The sequence below is a fragment of the Cellulophaga sp. genome (genome assembly GCF_039943695.1).
Classification (GTDB): Bacteria; Bacteroidota; Bacteroidia; order Flavobacteriales; family Flavobacteriaceae; genus Cellulophaga.
This window is the reverse complement of record NZ_JBDVAA010000018.1, coordinates 1-16,271: the sequence shown is the minus strand read 5'-3', so window position 1 is coordinate 16,271 and position 16,271 is coordinate 1. Positions and strand designations below refer to the sequence as shown.

Here is a 16,271-nt window from a genome sequence, read left to right as displayed (position 1 = left end):
GCTAATTACAATGTTATTGGTAATCCAGAGATAACTTTAGAGGCTAATCCGGATGATTTATCAACCTTAAAAATTGAACAATTAGCAGCTTCTAAGGTAAATAGACTTAGTATTGGAGTGCAGTCTTTTTTTGAAGATGATTTAAAACTGATGAATAGGGCGCATAATGCTAACGAAGCAGAAGATTGTATAATTGAAGCGACAAGGCATTTTTCTAATATTACTATAGATTTAATTTACGGTATTCCTGGGATGAGTAATAATAAGTGGAAGCAAAATATAGATAAAGCTCTGTCTTTTGGTTTGCCACATATCTCTAGTTATGCGCTAACGGTAGAGCCTAAAACAGCCTTGGAGAAATTTATAAAAAAGGGAGAAATAGCACCAGTTAAAGATAGTGTTGCCCAAGAGCACCATAAAATATTGGTAAAAGAATTGGCTAAAGAGGGTTTTGTAAATTATGAGTTTTCTAACTTTGGAAAACCAGACTATTTTTCTAAAAATAATACTGCATATTGGTTGGGTAAAAAATATTTAGGTGTTGGCCCGTCTGCACATTCTTTTAATGGGGAAAGTAGAAGTTGGAATGTGAGTAATAATCCTAAATATATTAAAGCCATTGCTTTAAATGATTTGCCTAAAGAAGTAGAAGAATTGTCTGTTGTAGATAGGTATAATGAGTATGTTATGACCGGTTTGCGAACGATTTGGGGAGTTTCTCTGCAAAAGGTAGAGGAAGATTTTGGGTTAAAATATGTGGTTTATTTAGAAAAAGAAGCAAATAAAAAAATTGAAAAAGGTTTGTTGCAACTTAAAAACAATACGCTTTTAGTAACAGCAAAAGGTAAATTTTTAAGTGATGGTATAGCAGCAGATTTATTTATTGTTAACTTATAAAATTAATACAGAAAGAGATTTATGAAGGCAGTTATTACGGTAAGAACAAAAAAATATTCAATAAATTTAAATGATGCGTTAGATATTAGTATGCCCTTAAAAGGTAATGAGTCTAATGTAAACGCTTGGTATGTTGGTGCGCCAGTTATAGAGCCACATACAGATGGTGATTTTGTTGGTTTGGTAAGCGAGGGTTCATCTGTAAACTTTAAAAATATAAGTTTTAATCCGCATGCGCACGGTACGCATACAGAATGTGCGGGTCATATTACAGAAAAATTTATGTCTGTAAATCAAAAATTAAAACAATTTTTCTTTTTAGCAGAGGTTATTACTATAGCTCCAGAAAAAATGGGAGACGATTTTGTAATTTCTAAAAAGCAATTGCAATATGCTTTGGGTAAAAAAAAGCGAGAGGCAGTTGTAATACGTACAATTCCTAATTTGTCAGATAAAATTAACGCGCAGTACTCTAATACAAACCCGCCTTATATGTTAGAAGAAGGAGCTGCTTTTTTAAAGGAAAAAGGAGTAGAGCATTTACTTATAGATTTGCCTTCTGTAGACAAGGAAAAAGATAATGGACTATTGGTTTCGCACAGGGCTTTTTGGAATTTTAGCGGTAAAATTAGGGAGAATGCTACTATAACAGAATTTATATATGTTGCTAATACTATAGAGGATGGTACATATTTTTTAAATTTGCAAGTAGCTCCTTTTGAGAATGATGCAAGCCCTAGTAGGCCAGTTTTGTACAAAATTGAAGAGTAGTACAATGTTGCAAAGTACTTTTTAGTAATACTTAAAATAAAAAATGGATAGTTTAATAGAGGTTTTTTTAGGGTTAATTTTGGGTGCTATACTTATGTATTGGGTGTACTCTTTTTTTAGAACTAAAAAAACAAAAGAAGTTACGCATACACAGTCCACTGTTTTATTAGAAAAGATAAAAAGGGTTTGTAAGTTGATTTCTGTAGAAGGAGATTTTGCAGAGGTGTATCAGTACCATAATACCAAGGAGCATTTTATGAGCTTGGTGAGTAGTAAAAAAAAGGCATTGGTAATTATTAATGCTAAGGTTCAAATTGGGTACGACTTAAAAAAGATTCTTTTAAATGCAGATGATGTAAAAAAGAAAATTGTGCTTACAAATTTTCCAGAACCAGAAGTGTTGTCTGTTTCTCCAGAGCTTCAGTTTTATGATATTAAAAACGGATTATTTAACTCGTTTTCACCTGAAGATTTAACTAATGTTAATAAGGAGGCTAAAGAACATATTTTAGAGAAGATACCTGTGAGCGGATTGATGGATACTGCGCGTAAAGAAGCTATAGAAGCTATTCTTTTAATAGAGACAATAGTAGAAACTATTGGTTGGTCTTTAGATTATTCTGCTTTAAAAATAGAAAACAAGCAAGAGGTTAAGCATATAGAAAAAGAGATAAATAAGTAAATAAAATATTTATGAAGGTTGATAGTAATAATTTTGAGCCAACATTTGTGCATAACGTATATTTTTGGTTAAAAAATCCAAATAGTGAAGATGATAAAAAAGCATTTAAAACGTCTTTACGTAAGTTTTTAGATGCTTCAAAATATGCAAACACTAATTTTATTGGGGTGGCACCAAATGCAACAAGAGATGTTGTAGATGGTAGTTTTACTTTTAGTTTATTAGTGTCTTTTACATCGGTAGAAAATCAACAAAAATACCAAGATGAAGAGGCTCACTTAATTTTTATAGAGGAGTCTGCTCATTTATGGGATAAGGTTGTTGTGTATGATTCTACAACAATATAAGTTTTGGGTATATGAACATAGAGGACTTTAGGACGTATTGTTTAACTAAAAAAGGAATTGCAGAAGAGTTTCCTTTTGATGAGCGCACTTTGGTTTTTAAGGTTATGGGAAAAATGTTTGCCTTGACTTCTTTAGAGAGGTTACCTCTTCAGGTAAACTTAAAGTGTAATCCAGAACGTGCTGTGGTATTGCGTGAAGAGTATGACGGAGTTATTATTCCTGGTTTTCATATGAATAAAAAGCATTGGAATACAATAGAAATAGAGCGTATTTCTCCTGTAGTGTTAAAAGAATTAATAGATCATTCCTATGACTTGGTAGTATCTAAACTTACCAAAAAACAACAAGCAGAATTAGAAAAATTAAAAGAATAACAAATATCTTTACTAATTCTAAAATTTTTACCCTACTACAATAGTTATGAAAGAGCTTATCGAATTTTATACTCAAAATATTACTACATATAAAGAGGAGTCCTCAAAAGTAAAATCTAAATTGTTATTTTCTAGCTTGCTTAGGTTGGCTGTTTTTTTATTAGCAGGTTTTGGTATTTACTTTTTTATGGGTAATTCTAAAGCTATTATGGCTGTTATTTTAGGGGCTATAATTGGTTTTGTTTTTTTAGTTTCTAGGCATTCAGACTTGCAATACGGTTATCATAAATTTTTAGCTCTTATTAAGATTAACGAGATAGAGATAGATGTTTTGCATCGTAAGTTTCATAATCTTCCGGATGGAGAAGAGTTTGCAGATCCACTTCATTTTTATAGTCAAGATATAGATTTGTTTGGTAAAGGATCTTTTTATCAATTTAGCAATAGAACAGCCTTGGAGCAAGGTAGTGAGGAGTTGGCTAAACAGTTTACGGCTAATAATATTGATGATATAGAGGCCAAGCAAGAAGCGGTTAAGGAATTGGCTTCTAAGCCTAAATGGAGGCAAGAATTTGCAGCTATTGCAACGCTTGTAAAAGCTGAGGTGTCTTATAAAACTATTGTGGCGTGGATGCAAAAACATACAGCTTTTGTTCCTGTGTTTATGAAGTTTGTTCCAACAGTATTTACTGTAGTAAGTGTTGCGCTTTTTGTTTTGTATTTTTTGGGTTTTATATCTGGTTTTTTAATAGCGGGTTGGTTTTTTATTGGCTTGTTAATTACGGGTACTTATTTTAAAAAAGTAAGTAAGTTGGCTGCAGATATGGGTAAAATTCAAAGTACTTTTCAGCAGTATCAAAAACTAATTGTAGAGATAGAAAATGTTGAGTTTACGTCTAATTTACTAAAAGAAAAAAGAGAGCTTATTGTGAAAAACAGTAAAAAAACTTCTGCTGTTTTACACGAGTTTTCAAGGATTTTAGGAGCTTTAGATCAACGTAATAATATGATTTTTGGCTTTTTGGGTAACGGTTTTTTATTATGGGATATTCATCAATCTTATAAGATAGAACAATGGATAAAAGCATACGGGTCTTCTGTAGAAGAGTGGTTTAACGTTATTGCTTTTTTTGATGCGTATAATAGCTTAGGTAATTTTGCTTATAATAATGCAAATTATGTGTACCCAAATATTAATAATAACGGTAAAGTGTTATTGGTTAAAAACGCAGCACATCCATTGCTAGATCCTACTAAAAGTGTTAAAAACGATATAGATATAAATAATGCAGAGTTTTTTATAGTAACTGGTGCTAATATGGCTGGTAAAAGTACGTTTTTGCGTACCGTTTCATTACAAATTGTTATGGCTAATATGGGTTTGCCAATATGTGGTACGGCAGCTGAATATTCTCCTATAAAATTAATTACAAGTATGCGTACAACAGACTCATTAACAGATGATGAGTCGTACTTTTTTTCTGAGTTGAAGCGATTAAAATTTATTGTTGATGAAATACAAAACGATCGCTATTTTATTGTTTTAGATGAAATTTTAAAAGGAACAAATAGTACAGATAAAGCTATTGGTTCTCGTAAATTTGTAGAGAAGTTGGTGGCATCACAATCTACCGGAATTATAGCTACTCACGATCTTAGTTTGTGTAAGGCTGCAGATGAGTTGCCAGGGGTTAAAAATCATTATTTTGATGCAGAAATTATAGATAATGAACTGCATTTTGATTATAAGTTTAAAGACGGTATTTGTAAAAATATGAATGCATCGTTCTTACTTAAAAAAATGCAAATAGTAGATTAGAAATAAACTCTTATAAAAGGCATTAGAGCATCTGTATAAATACTTTTTTCGTCATCATATAAAACATCATAACGCAAACCAAAAGTCACATTTTGGCTAGAGTATCCTAAACCTAAAAATAGTGCAGGACTCCAGTAGTTGTCTGAAATGTTAGCCCCATCAAAACTAAAATTACGGTTAACACGCAGTTGTTCAAACTCTGCAGATAATTGTATGGCAGGTATCACGTTAAATAACGTTAATGCACTTGCTCCGTATGCTGTTAGTGTGTTGTCTCCAAACTTAGAGTAATTAAAGTTTAAACCGGTGCCAATTGCAAATTGCTGGTTAACCTGGTAAATTGCACTAGGAGAAATACTGGCATTAAAAGTATCGTTCCCGAAACTAAGACCTAGTCCGCCACCAAAATGTACGTTTTTCCAAAAGTCAGAATCAGTAGTGCTAACTTGACTAAATGCTTTATTTGCAGTAAAAGTTGTTGTCAAGATACTTAAAATCAATAATTTTGAAAGGAAATGCTTATTTTTTCTCATTCTTGTTATTTTTTTTCATTATTAAGCACTAAGATATGCTTATAAAAGCTAAAAGTTGTATTTTTGAATAAATTTTGTTCACAAGACAGAGAAGAATTTCAATGGATAAATATTCGTTTTTAAACGCAGCGCATACATCATTTTTTGCGACTTTATATGATAAATACTTAATTAGCCCTGACAGTGTAGAGCCAAGTTGGCGTGCCTTTTTTCAAGGTTTTGACTTTGGTCAAGAAACAGCACAAGAAGAGTTTTCTGAAAACGGACCGGCAATAGAAGCTGCAATGCCACAGTCTTTACAGAAAGAATTTAAAGTAATTAAGTTAATAGATGGGTACAGATCTAGAGGACATTTGTTCACTAAAACAAACCCAGTTCGCGAAAGAAGAAAATACACACCAACATTAGAGTTAGACAATTTTGGATTGTCTAATGAGGACTTAAGTACAGTGTTTACGGCTGGAGAAATCCTAGGTATTGGCGCTGTATCTCTTGATGAGATTATAAAACACTTAAAAAGTATTTATTGTGATGCTATTGGTGTAGAGTATATGTATATCCGTAAACCAGAGAGGGTAGAGTGGATTCAGAACTGGTTAAACGTAAATGATAATCACCCTAGATTTAGTGCTGATAGAAAAAAGCATATTCTTAAAAAGTTAAACCAAGCCGTTTCTTTTGAGAGTTTTCTGCATACAAAATATGTAGGTCAAAAACGTTTTTCTGTAGAGGGTAATGAGTCTTTAATTCCTGCTTTAGATGCCGTTGTAGAACGTGCAGCAGAAATGGGAGTAGAGCAGTTTGTAATGGGTATGGCTCACCGTGGTAGACTTAATGTGCTTACCAATATTTTTGGTAAGGCAGCTAAAGATATATTTAGTGAGTTTGATGGTAAGGATTACGAGCAAGAAATTTTTGATGGAGATGTTAAATATCACTTAGGATGGACATCTGAGCGTAAGGCTAGTAATGGAAATAAAATAAAAATGAATATTGCGCCAAACCCATCTCACTTAGAGACTGTAGGTGCGGTAGTAGAAGGTATTGCAAGGGCTAAACAAGATGCTCATTTCCCAGAAGATTTTTCAAAAGTATTACCAATTGTTGTGCACGGGGATGCTGCTATTGCGGGTCAAGGTTTGGTGTATGAAGTAGTGCAAATGGCAAACCTAGACGGGTATAAAACAAATGGTACTATACACATTGTTGTAAATAACCAAATTGGTTTTACTACTAATTATTTAGATGCTAGGTCGTCTACATATTGTACAGATGTTGCTAAAGTAACTTTAAGTCCTGTGCTACATGTAAATGCAGATGATGCAGAGGCTGTAGTACACGCTTCTTTATTTGCATTGGAGTACAGAATGCGTTTTAATAGAGATGTATTTATAGATTTATTAGGATATAGAAAGTACGGGCATAATGAAGGTGATGAACCTCGTTTTACACAGCCTAAATTATACAAAGCAATATCTAAACATGATAACTCTAGAGATATTTACGCAGAGCGTTTATTATCTGAAGGTGTTATAGAAAAAGGTTTTGTTAAGGAATTAGAAAAAGAATACAAGGCTTCTTTAGAGGAGGAGTTAGAGGATTCTAGAAAAGAAGATAAAACAATCATTACGCCTTTTATGGCTGATGAGTGGAAAGGTTTTGACTCTGTCAGAGAATGGGAGATGATGAAATCTGTTGATACTACTTTTGATAAAGACAAACTAACAGAAATTGCTAAGGTGATAACAGAATTGCCTGGTGATAAAAAGTTCTTGCGTAAGGTTGAAAAGTTGGTAAAAGATCGCAAAAAAATGTTCTTTGAGACTGATAAGTTAGACTGGGCAATGGGTGAGCTTCTGGCTTACGGTACATTGTTGCAAGAAGGTTTTGGTGTTCGTATGTCTGGGCAAGATGTAGAAAGAGGTACTTTTTCTCACCGTCATGCGGTTATGAAAGTCGAAGAAAGTGAAGAAGAGATTATCTTATTAAATCACTTATCTAAAGAGCAAGCTAATTTTCAAATATACAATTCACTATTATCAGAGTATGGTGTAGTTGGGTTTGATTATGGTTACGCTATGGCTAGCCCAAAAACACTTACAATTTGGGAAGCACAATTTGGAGACTTTAGTAATGGTGCTCAAATTATGTTAGATCAATATATATCTGCAGCAGAAGATAAGTGGAAACTTCAAAACGGTTTGGTAATGTTATTGCCACACGGTTATGAAGGTCAAGGTGCAGAGCATTCATCGGCACGTATGGAAAGGTATTTGCAATTGTGTGCTAGAGATAATATGTTTATTGCAGATGTTTCTACGCCAGCACAAATGTTTCATATTTTACGTAGACAAATGAAGGTTAATTTTAGAAAACCTTTAATTATATTTACACCTAAGAGTTTGTTAAGGCATCCAAAAGCAGTTTCTACTGTAGAGGAACTTTCAACCGGAACTTTCCAAGAAGTTATAGATGATACTACTGCAAATGTTAGTAAAGTTAAGTCTCTAGTTTTTTGTACTGGTAAGTTTTATTATGATTTATTGGCAGAAAAGGAAGCTCAAGATAGAGATGATGTTGCTTTGGTAAGAGTGGAGCAGCTGTTCCCGTTACCGGCAGAAAAAATGAACGAGATTATTGCTAAGTATACAAATGCAGATGATGTTGTATGGGCGCAGGAAGAACCTAGAAATATGGGGGCTTGGAGTCATATAATGATGCATTTTGCTAACGCTAATAAGCTTAGGGTTGCATCTAGACGTTTTTATGCTTCGCCTGCAGCTGGTAGTGCAGTACGTTCTAAACGTAGACACCAACAAGTAATAGATTATGTCTTTGATAAAAGCAAAGACAATATGACAAAAAGATAAACACAATAACACATCAAATAAAGTAGGATGATTTTAGAAATGAAAGTCCCTTCACCGGGAGAATCGATAACCGAAGTAGAAATAGCGGAATGGCTAGTGCAAGACGGAGATTATGTAGAGAAAGATCAAGCTATTGCAGAAGTAGATTCTGATAAAGCTACTTTGGAGCTTCCTGCAGAGGAAAGCGGAATAATTACATTAAAAGCAGAAGAGGGTGATGCTGTTGCAGTAGGTGCCGTTGTTTGTTTAATAGATACATCTGCAGCAAAACCAGAAGGTGGTGCAGAAGCACCTGCTAAAGAAGAGAAAAAGGAAGAAGCTGCTCCAAAAGCTGCTGCTCCTAAGCCTGCAGAAGCAGCAAAAACATATGCAACAGGAACAGCGTCTCCTGCAGCGAAGAAAATATTAAGTGAAAAAGGAATAGAGGCATCTGCTGTACAGGGTACAGGTAAAGATGGTAGAGTTACTAAAGATGATGCTGTAAAAGCAGTACCATCTATGGGAACACCAACTACTGGTGGTAACCGTGGTGAAACTCGTTCTAAGTTGTCAATGTTACGTCGTAAAGTAGCAGAGCGTTTGGTTTCAGCTAAAAATGAAACAGCAATGCTTACTACATTTAACGAGGTAGATATGTCTCCTATTTTTGCGTTACGTAGTCAGTATAAAGATGACTTTAGAGCTAAGCACGGTGTTGGTTTAGGTTTTATGTCTTTCTTTACTAAGGCGGTTGTGCGTGCATTAGAAATGTATCCTTCTGTAAATGCAATGATAGATGGTAAGGAGATGATTTCTTACGATTTTGCAGATATTAGTATTGCAGTATCTGGCCCAAAAGGGTTAATGGTTCCTGTAATTAGAAATGCAGAAAACTTAACTTTTAGAGGAGTTGAGTCAGAAGTAAAGCGTTTGGCTATTAGAGCTCGTGAAGGTGAAATTACTGTAGATGAAATGACAGGCGGAACATTTACCATTACAAATGGTGGTGTTTTTGGTTCTATGTTATCTACACCAATTATTAACCCTCCGCAGAGTGCTATTTTGGGAATGCACAATATAGTAGAGCGACCAATTGCTAAAAATGGTGAAGTGGTTATTGCTCCTATTATGTATGTAGCTTTATCTTATGACCATAGAATTATTGATGGTAAAGAATCTGTAGGTTTCTTAGTTGCAGTTAAAGAGGCACTAGAAAACCCAGAAGAGTTATTAATGAATAATGATGTTAAGAAAGCATTAGAAATGTAATCTTAATTAATAGATATAAAAAAGGGCTGAAGTTTTAACTTCAGCCCTTTTTTTATGAGAATTGCTTTGCTAGTTGCAATTCATATCTGTTTTAGATTCGCTGTCTGCATTAGGGAAGCAATTGCCAGACGGTAAACTTTCTGGTGTGTATCTGCTTAAATTAGTGTCGTATAATGCATTTTCTACAAAAGCTGTTAAATCATTAATTTCTTCTTCTGTTAAGTTTAGTGGAACAAAATCTGAAGCTAATTGATTTTGAGGTATATTATTGTTTTCTGCTACAGCCTTGTTTTTGTATTCTATTACGTCTTTAATAGAAGTGAAACTTCCGCCGTGACCAAAGTTTGTTGCGTCTTTTAAGTTGTATAAAGATGGAATTTTAAATTTGTAATTATCCTCTTCCTTACCGGTAAATCCGCCTCTGCCTTTTTTTGTTGTTTCATCAATAATAATATGAGAGCTGTTAGGGTCTAAATCATTCATTCCTAATGCATAAAAACCTGTTTTGTTTAATCCTGGGCCAGAGTGGCATTTAAAACATTCAGCTTTTCCAAAGAATAAATTAGCTCCATTTATTTCTTTAGGAGATAAGGCTACTTCATTTCCTTTTAAAAACTCCTGAAAAGGAGCTTGGTTTGCAAGCACTGTTCTTTCGTAAGCGGCAATTGCTAAACCAGCATTTATTGTAGAATATCTATTTTCTTCGGGTACATTAGGAAAAGCAACATCAAATAAGCTTTTGTAACCATTATTGTTTAAAAAATCTGTGTCTATAAGTAGTCTGTGAACACCTAAGCCGGCTATTGCTTGTATTTCAATACCTTCAAAACCAAGGTTATTTCTTTCTTTAGGGGTGTCTACTGTCCAGTTGCTTTCGGTTCCGGCATTTTCGCCTGTTCCTCCAAACTGACCATTCCATAACATTACTTTTTGGTAGGCAGTGTTTAAAATACTAGGAGATTTTATAGGTTGTACATCTAGATCTTCTTCTAGGTAGTCTATAGACATATGTCTTGTTTCTCCTTTAGACCCATAACCAAAACCACCTTCGCCAATGCCTTGTAAGTTTCCACTTTGAAAACCTGCCGCTGCATGGTGGCAACTAGCACAAGAATATGTATTAGCTCCAATTTCTTTTTTAGGGTTTAGTGCTAATCCTGTTTCGTGAAAAAGAAATTTACCTAAAGCAACTTTTTCTACTGTAAGCGGATTTTTTGGGTCGCTCGGTATTTTGCTTAAGTTGGTCTCAGCAGGTAATTGTAAAGCTTCTAAAGATCCGTAAAGAGAGGTTATTTTGTCTTCTAAAACACTAGTTTCTGCTTTTTGATAGTTGTCATCGTCATTAGAACAACTACTTGTAAATAAAATACCAACTACTAGTAAGCAGTACGTATTTATTTTTGATATTGACATGATTAGGATATTTGATAGGCAAAATTGAAAGTTTGCTAAAAAATATCATTAAAAAATCGGTACAATACGTATATATAAGGTAAGTGTTAATTATAACTTAAAATAAACGCATTTTTTATTGTAGTCAATAATTGCTTTAGTCTTTTTTAATATATCTGCTCCTATAATACCGTCTACAGGTAATGCGTTGTGGTTAATAAGGGCTTGGTTAACGTGTACCAAATCAAACAAGACAATTTTTAATTTTTTATATTTCCAATCCCCAATTTTTATGGTGTTTTTAGTTGAAATCTGAGTGTCCATTTCTGTTGCGCCAGCACCAGCAGCTTTTATTTCAGAATCTTCAGGTGTTAGCTTAAAGTTTTCAATTTTATCTATGCCTATGCAAGTGTTAGATGCTCCTGTGTCTAAAATAAATCTGCCTGAAACATTATTTATTTTTGCTTTTATTTCAAAATGATTAGTAGGTGTAAGTGTTAAATTAATTTTAGTATAATCTTTATGAAGCAAGAATTTTTTTAAACTAGACATGTATTTAATTTTTGTGCAAATATATATCAATCTTTAAAAGAGAAAGTAAAAACAAACTATATCAACCTAAAAACAATAAAATCTACAAGATAATTCTATTTTTGCGGTATGATATTTACAGATACACATACACATTTATATAGTGAAGCTTTTAATGAAGATAGGGGAGAAGCAATACAAAATGCAATTGATAAAGGCGTGGAACGATTTTTTATTCCTGCAATAGATTCTACATATACAGCATCTATGTTGTCACTGGAAGATGCTTACCCTGATAATATTTTTTTAATGATGGGCTTGCATCCAACGCATGTAAAAGAAAACTACCATGTAGAGTTGTTGCATATTGAAGAAATGCTGGCGCAACGTAAGTTTTATGCCGTTGGAGAAATAGGAATAGATTTATTTTGGGATAAAACGTTTTTAAAAGAGCAGCAATACGCTTTTAAACATCAAATACAATTAGCAAAAAAGTACAAGTTGCCTATAGTTATTCATTGTAGAGATGCTTTTGATGAAGTTTTTGAAATTTTGGAAGAAGAAAAAGGCGATGATTTACACGGTATTTTTCACTGTTTTACAGGGACATTAGAACAAGCAAGACTAGCAATTTCTTATAATATGAAATTAGGTATTGGTGGAGTGGTGACTTTTAAAAATGGCAAAATTGATAAGTTTTTAAATGAAATTAATCTTAAGCACATTGTTTTAGAAACAGATGCCCCTTATTTGGCTCCTACACCATTTAGAGGAAAAAGAAATGAAAGTGCATACCTTATTAATGTTGCTGAAAAATTAGCAGACATATATAATAAGGATGTAAAGGAAATAGCAGAGATAACTACTAAAAATTCTATAGACGTTTTTGGTGTTTAAAGTGATAGGTAAGATGGCAGATACTACAAAAATATTATTGGTATATACTGGTGGTACAATTGGTATGGTTAAGGATTATAAAACAGGAGCACTAAAGGCTTTTAATTTTAATAATCTAATGAAAAGTATACCGGAATTAAAACAGTTAGACTGTTCTGTGGATAGTGTTTCTTTTGATGAGCCTATAGATTCGTCTAATATGAATACTACGCACTGGGTAAAAATTGCAACAATTATTGAAGAGAACTATGAGGCCTTTGATGGTTTTGTAATTTTGCATGGTAGCGATACTATGAGTTACACTGCTTCTGCATTAAGTTATATGTTAGAGCACTTAAGTAAGCCTGTAATATTAACAGGTTCTCAATTGCCAATTGGAGATTTGCGTACAGATGCTAAAGAAAATTTAATTACATCTATACAGGTGGCTGCATTACAAAAAAATAATAAGGCAGTAATACAGGAGGTTTGCTTGTATTTTGAGTATAAATTGTATAGAGGTAATAGAACAACAAAAATAAATGCAGAGCATTTTGAAGCCTTTGCATCTTTAAATTACCCAGAATTGGCAGAATCTGGAGTGCATTTAAAAGTGAACAAAGAGTATTTAAGGAAAAAGAAGCATCAAAAAGCATTAAAAGTGCATAAAAACTTAGATGACAATGTTGCTATTTTAAAATTATTCCCTGGTTTAAATAAAAATGTACTTAAAAGTGTGTTAAATATTCCTGATTTGAAAGGATTGGTTTTAGAGACTTATGGTGCAGGAAATGCTCCAACAGAGAAATGGCTGTTAGATGACTTAAAAAATGCAATAAAAAAAGGATTGTATATTGTTAATGTTACGCAGTGCTCTGGAGGTAGTGTTTTGCTGGGTCAGTATGAAACTAGTGAGGAATTACAAAGCTTGCAAATTATTAATGGTAAGGATATTACAACAGAGGCGGCTGTAACTAAGTTAATGTATTTATTAGGAACAGGAGTGTCTCCAAAGCTATTTAAAACACTTTTTGAAACTCCTTTGCGTGGAGAATTGCAATAAAAATAACATATTATATTTCTTTAACTAATATTTTTTTTGTTATTTGGACGCCGTTAAACTTATAAAGAGAGAGGTGGCCGAGTGGTCGAAGGCGCACGCCTGGAAAGTGTGTATACATCAAAAGTGTATCGAGGGTTCGAATCCCTTCCTCTCTGCAGATAAGTTTGCGTTTAATTTTATTATAACATTTTTTTTTTATCTTTAACCCTATTAACTAACTAAATTAAGTTTCGAAAATGAAAAGATTATCATCTATCCTAGCTGTAGCTGGGTTGTTTGTTTTTAGTACAAATACAGTAAATGCAGCTACATTATTACAAGATGCAGCGGAGAAAGAAGCGCCAAAAGGTTTTGTTCAAGTTTTAAAAGAACAATTTATTACTGGTGGACCTGCTTTTATGGGTATTGTACTTTTATGTTTAATTCTTGGTCTTGCAGTGGCAATTGAAAGAATTATCTATTTAAATATGGCAAGCACAAACACTGCTAAATTAAAGCAAAGAGTTGAAGACGCATTAGCATCTGGTGGTGTAGAAGCAGCTAAAGAAGTATGTAGAAACACAAAAGGACCTGTAGCATCTATTTTTTACCAAGGTTTAGATAGAGCTGGTGAAAGCGTAGAATCTGCTGAGAAAGCTGTTGTTGCTTACGGTGGTGTACAAATGGGACAGTTAGAGAAAAACGTTTCTTGGTTGTCTTTATTTATCGCTATTGCGCCAATGCTTGGTTTTATGGGTACGGTAATTGGTATGATCCAGGCCTTCCAAAAGATTGCAGCAGTTGGTAACTTAAGTGCATCTTTAATTGCAGGTGATATTCAGGTTGCATTATTAACAACTGTATTTGGTCTTGTTACTGCCATTATTCTTCAAATTTTTTACAACTACATCATTGCTAAAATTGATAGTATTGTAAATGATATGGAAGATTCATCAATCTCATTGATTGATATGTTGGTAGATCACAAAAAATAAGTCGGACCTTAATACAAAAGCATTATGCAAAAAATAATAAAAATAGCCTTAATTGTAATAGGCGTTATATCAGCTGTGCTATGGTATTTTTTACCATCAGGGGATTTTACTATTCCTGAGGTAGCAGCTGAGGCAGCAAACAGTAGTGCAATGAATATGATGTTTATGATTACTTACCTTTTATTAGGTGTAGCAGTAGTTGTAGCATTGGTTTACACACTAAAGAACTTGTTTTCTACTCCAGAAAACCTTAAAAAAGCTTTATTTGCTTTAGTTGGTTTTGCACTTGTAGTAATTATTTCGTATTTTATTTCAAACGGAGACGATTTAGATCCTCAGTTTTTAACAGATATGAATGCTACAACTAGTACAGTTAAAAACATTGGAACAGGTATTTATACTTTCTTAATTTTAGCAGTGATAGCTGTTGTTCTAATGATTGTACCAAGTGTAAAAAAACTAATTGGTAAATAAAAAATAATAATTATGGCAAGAAGAGGTGGAGCACCAGAAGTAAATGCCGGTTCTATGGCAGACATTGCTTTCTTACTCCTTATCTTTTTCTTAGTAACTACTACTATAGAAACAGATGCAGGTTTAGATCGTATGTTGCCTCCTAAAGAGCCGCCTAATGAAGAACAGGTAATAAAAAAGCAAAAGAATATTTTTACTGTGCAAATTGGTAAAGATGGTCAGTTGCTAGTAGAAGAGGATCTTATGGATCTTAAAAATTTAAAAGATGCAGCAATTGCTTTTTTAGATAACGGTGGAGCGGTAAAGGGAGATCCTGATTACTGTGATTACTGTGAAGGAGCAAGAAGTCCAGAGTCTTCTGATAACCCAATTAAAGCGGTTATATCGTTAAAGAACGATCGTGAGACTAAGTATTCTGTTTACATTACAGTACAGAATGAGCTAGTTGCAGCGTATAACGCTTTACGTAACAGAGCAGCTAAAAAACTTGGTTACAATATGTCTTTTACAGAAATGGAAGCGGCATACTCAAACCAAGAAACTCCAGATGAGACTAAAGAAAAGTTAAAGGTTAGAATCAAAAAGATTCAAGGTCTTTATCCGCAAATATTATCTGAAGCTGAAACGACAACAAATTAATATTAATACAAAGGAATATGTCAAAATTTAAAAAGAAAAAAGACGGAGAATTACCTCCAGTTTCTACGGCTTCTCTTCCGGATATTGTATTTATGCTTTTGTTTTTCTTTATGACGGTTACAGTGATGAAAGATAGCGAGCCAATGGTAGCAAACGAGTTGCCAAATGCTTCTGAAATCAAAAAGCTAGAAAAGAAAGACAGAGTAGTTTATATTTTTGTTGGTCAACCTACAGAAAAATATCAAAGTGCTTTTGGTAAACAGCCTAAGATACAGTTAAACGATAAGTTTGCTAATGTTTCTGAAGTAGGAGATTACGTTTTAGAAGAAATAGCTAAGAAGCCTCAAGAGGTTCAAAGTTCTATAACAACTGCTTTAAAAATAGATAAGAATGCCAATATGGGTATTGTTATGGATATTAAAGAAGAGTTGAGAAAAGTAAATGCTTTAAAAGTAAATTACACCACTTATGAAGGTGATGCTTTTAAAAATTTACAATAATTTAGATAGTTAAACTATTATATGCGCTTCAAATAGGTAAAACTATTTGAAGCGTTTTTTTATACATTAACTTTTATTATTTGCTATGCGTTGTTTAAGTTTTTTATTATTTTTTGTTTTGCTAGGTAGTTCTGTATATGCGCAAAATAAAGAAGTAGATAGTCTTTATTTAGAGGATCAGTTCTATGTAGGTGTTACTTATAACACTTTTGCAGATAAGCCAGCTAATTTAGATCAACGCAACTTACCATATGGTTTACAACTTGGCTTTATTAAGGATT

17 protein-coding genes, 1 tRNA gene and 1 pseudogene are annotated in these 16,271 nt (G+C 33.3%); 16 read left to right on the top strand and 3 right to left on the bottom strand.

The features are described 5' to 3' along the window. The 6 genes from ABJD66_RS01655 to ABJD66_RS01630 all read left to right on the top strand — a co-directional run. Positions 1-897, top strand: an 897-nt coding sequence (locus ABJD66_RS01655) for a coproporphyrinogen-III oxidase family protein (RefSeq protein WP_348127478.1), incomplete at its 5' end; no start/stop codon positions are given. Between the two features lie 21 nt (positions 898-918). Continuing rightward, positions 919-1,668 (top strand): cyclase family protein, encoded by a 750-nt coding sequence (locus tag ABJD66_RS01650; protein WP_100893943.1) that lies wholly within the window; start codon positions 919-921, stop codon positions 1,666-1,668. A 43-nt stretch (positions 1,669-1,711) separates the two neighbouring features. Then, on the top strand, positions 1,712-2,350 hold the full coding sequence (locus ABJD66_RS01645) for a DUF4230 domain-containing protein (protein ID WP_348127475.1): 639 nt from the start codon (positions 1,712-1,714) through the stop codon (positions 2,348-2,350). Positions 2,351-2,361: 11 nt separating this feature from the next. Then, the gene (locus ABJD66_RS01640) at positions 2,362-2,697 is read left to right on the top strand and encodes a Dabb family protein (protein ID WP_348127472.1); all 336 of its coding nucleotides are present in this window, start codon (positions 2,362-2,364) and stop codon (positions 2,695-2,697) included. A gap of 11 nt (positions 2,698-2,708) precedes the next feature. Then, positions 2,709-3,071 (top strand): MmcQ/YjbR family DNA-binding protein, encoded by a 363-nt coding sequence (locus ABJD66_RS01635; RefSeq protein ID WP_348127469.1) that lies wholly within the window; start codon positions 2,709-2,711, stop codon positions 3,069-3,071. Positions 3,072-3,117: 46 nt separating this feature from the next. Then, complete coding sequence (locus tag ABJD66_RS01630) at positions 3,118-4,890, top strand: DNA mismatch repair protein MutS (protein ID WP_348127467.1); 1,773 nt, start codon at positions 3,118-3,120, stop codon at positions 4,888-4,890. Here ABJD66_RS01630 and ABJD66_RS01625 read toward each other — a convergent pair. Beyond that, a complete protein-coding gene (locus ABJD66_RS01625; protein WP_348127464.1) occupies positions 4,887-5,423 on the bottom strand; it encodes an alpha-ketoglutarate decarboxylase in 537 nt (178 codons plus the stop codon). The genes ABJD66_RS01630 and ABJD66_RS01625 overlap by 4 nt on opposite strands. A gap of 101 nt (positions 5,424-5,524) precedes the next feature. Between ABJD66_RS01625 and ABJD66_RS01620 the strand changes: the two genes are divergently transcribed. Further along, complete coding sequence (locus tag ABJD66_RS01620; protein ID WP_348127461.1) at positions 5,525-8,293, top strand: 2-oxoglutarate dehydrogenase E1 component; 2,769 nt, start codon at positions 5,525-5,527, stop codon at positions 8,291-8,293. Between the two features lie 27 nt (positions 8,294-8,320). Continuing rightward, the gene (gene odhB, locus ABJD66_RS01615) at positions 8,321-9,541 is read left to right on the top strand and encodes a 2-oxoglutarate dehydrogenase complex dihydrolipoyllysine-residue succinyltransferase (RefSeq protein WP_348127458.1); all 1,221 of its coding nucleotides are present in this window, start codon (positions 8,321-8,323) and stop codon (positions 9,539-9,541) included. A gap of 69 nt (positions 9,542-9,610) precedes the next feature. On the opposite strand, the gene ABJD66_RS01610 is transcribed toward odhB, so the two are convergent. Together ABJD66_RS01610 and ABJD66_RS01605 are read right to left on the bottom strand one after the other, a co-directional pair. Continuing rightward, positions 9,611-10,954 carry a cytochrome c peroxidase gene (locus tag ABJD66_RS01610; RefSeq protein ID WP_348127455.1) on the bottom strand — a complete coding sequence of 448 codons (1,344 nt, stop codon included), beginning with the start codon at positions 10,952-10,954 and terminating at the stop codon, positions 9,611-9,613. A 90-nt stretch (positions 10,955-11,044) separates the two neighbouring features. Further along, positions 11,045-11,485, bottom strand: a complete 441-nt coding sequence (locus ABJD66_RS01605) for a retropepsin-like aspartic protease (protein ID WP_100893934.1) — start codon at positions 11,483-11,485, stop codon at positions 11,045-11,047. A 108-nt stretch (positions 11,486-11,593) separates the two neighbouring features. Here ABJD66_RS01605 and ABJD66_RS01600 point away from each other — a divergent pair, with 108 nt between their 5' ends. The 8 genes and pseudogenes from ABJD66_RS01600 to ABJD66_RS01565 all read left to right on the top strand — a co-directional run. Continuing rightward, complete coding sequence (locus ABJD66_RS01600) at positions 11,594-12,361, top strand: TatD family hydrolase (protein WP_348127451.1); 768 nt, start codon at positions 11,594-11,596, stop codon at positions 12,359-12,361. 13 nt (positions 12,362-12,374) lie between these two features. Further along, positions 12,375-13,403, top strand: a complete 1,029-nt coding sequence (locus ABJD66_RS01595) for an asparaginase (RefSeq protein ID WP_100893932.1) — start codon at positions 12,375-12,377, stop codon at positions 13,401-13,403. Positions 13,404-13,470: 67 nt separating this feature from the next. Then, positions 13,471-13,558, top strand: a tRNA-Ser gene (locus ABJD66_RS01590). Between the two features lie 81 nt (positions 13,559-13,639). Beyond that, complete coding sequence (locus tag ABJD66_RS01585; protein ID WP_100893931.1) at positions 13,640-14,377, top strand: MotA/TolQ/ExbB proton channel family protein; 738 nt, start codon at positions 13,640-13,642, stop codon at positions 14,375-14,377. Positions 14,378-14,401: 24 nt separating this feature from the next. Then, on the top strand, positions 14,402-14,851 hold the full coding sequence (locus tag ABJD66_RS01580) for a hypothetical protein (RefSeq protein ID WP_100893930.1): 450 nt from the start codon (positions 14,402-14,404) through the stop codon (positions 14,849-14,851). Between the two features lie 12 nt (positions 14,852-14,863). Continuing rightward, positions 14,864-15,490: a biopolymer transporter ExbD gene (locus ABJD66_RS01575; protein WP_348127445.1), complete on the top strand. Its 627-nt coding sequence runs from the start codon at positions 14,864-14,866 to the stop codon at positions 15,488-15,490. Between the two features lie 17 nt (positions 15,491-15,507). Further along, positions 15,508-15,990, top strand: a complete 483-nt coding sequence (locus tag ABJD66_RS01570) for a biopolymer transporter ExbD (RefSeq protein WP_303540535.1) — start codon at positions 15,508-15,510, stop codon at positions 15,988-15,990. Between the two features lie 85 nt (positions 15,991-16,075). Continuing rightward, positions 16,076-16,271: pseudogene (locus ABJD66_RS01565) on the top strand (PorT family protein); the annotation flags it as partial.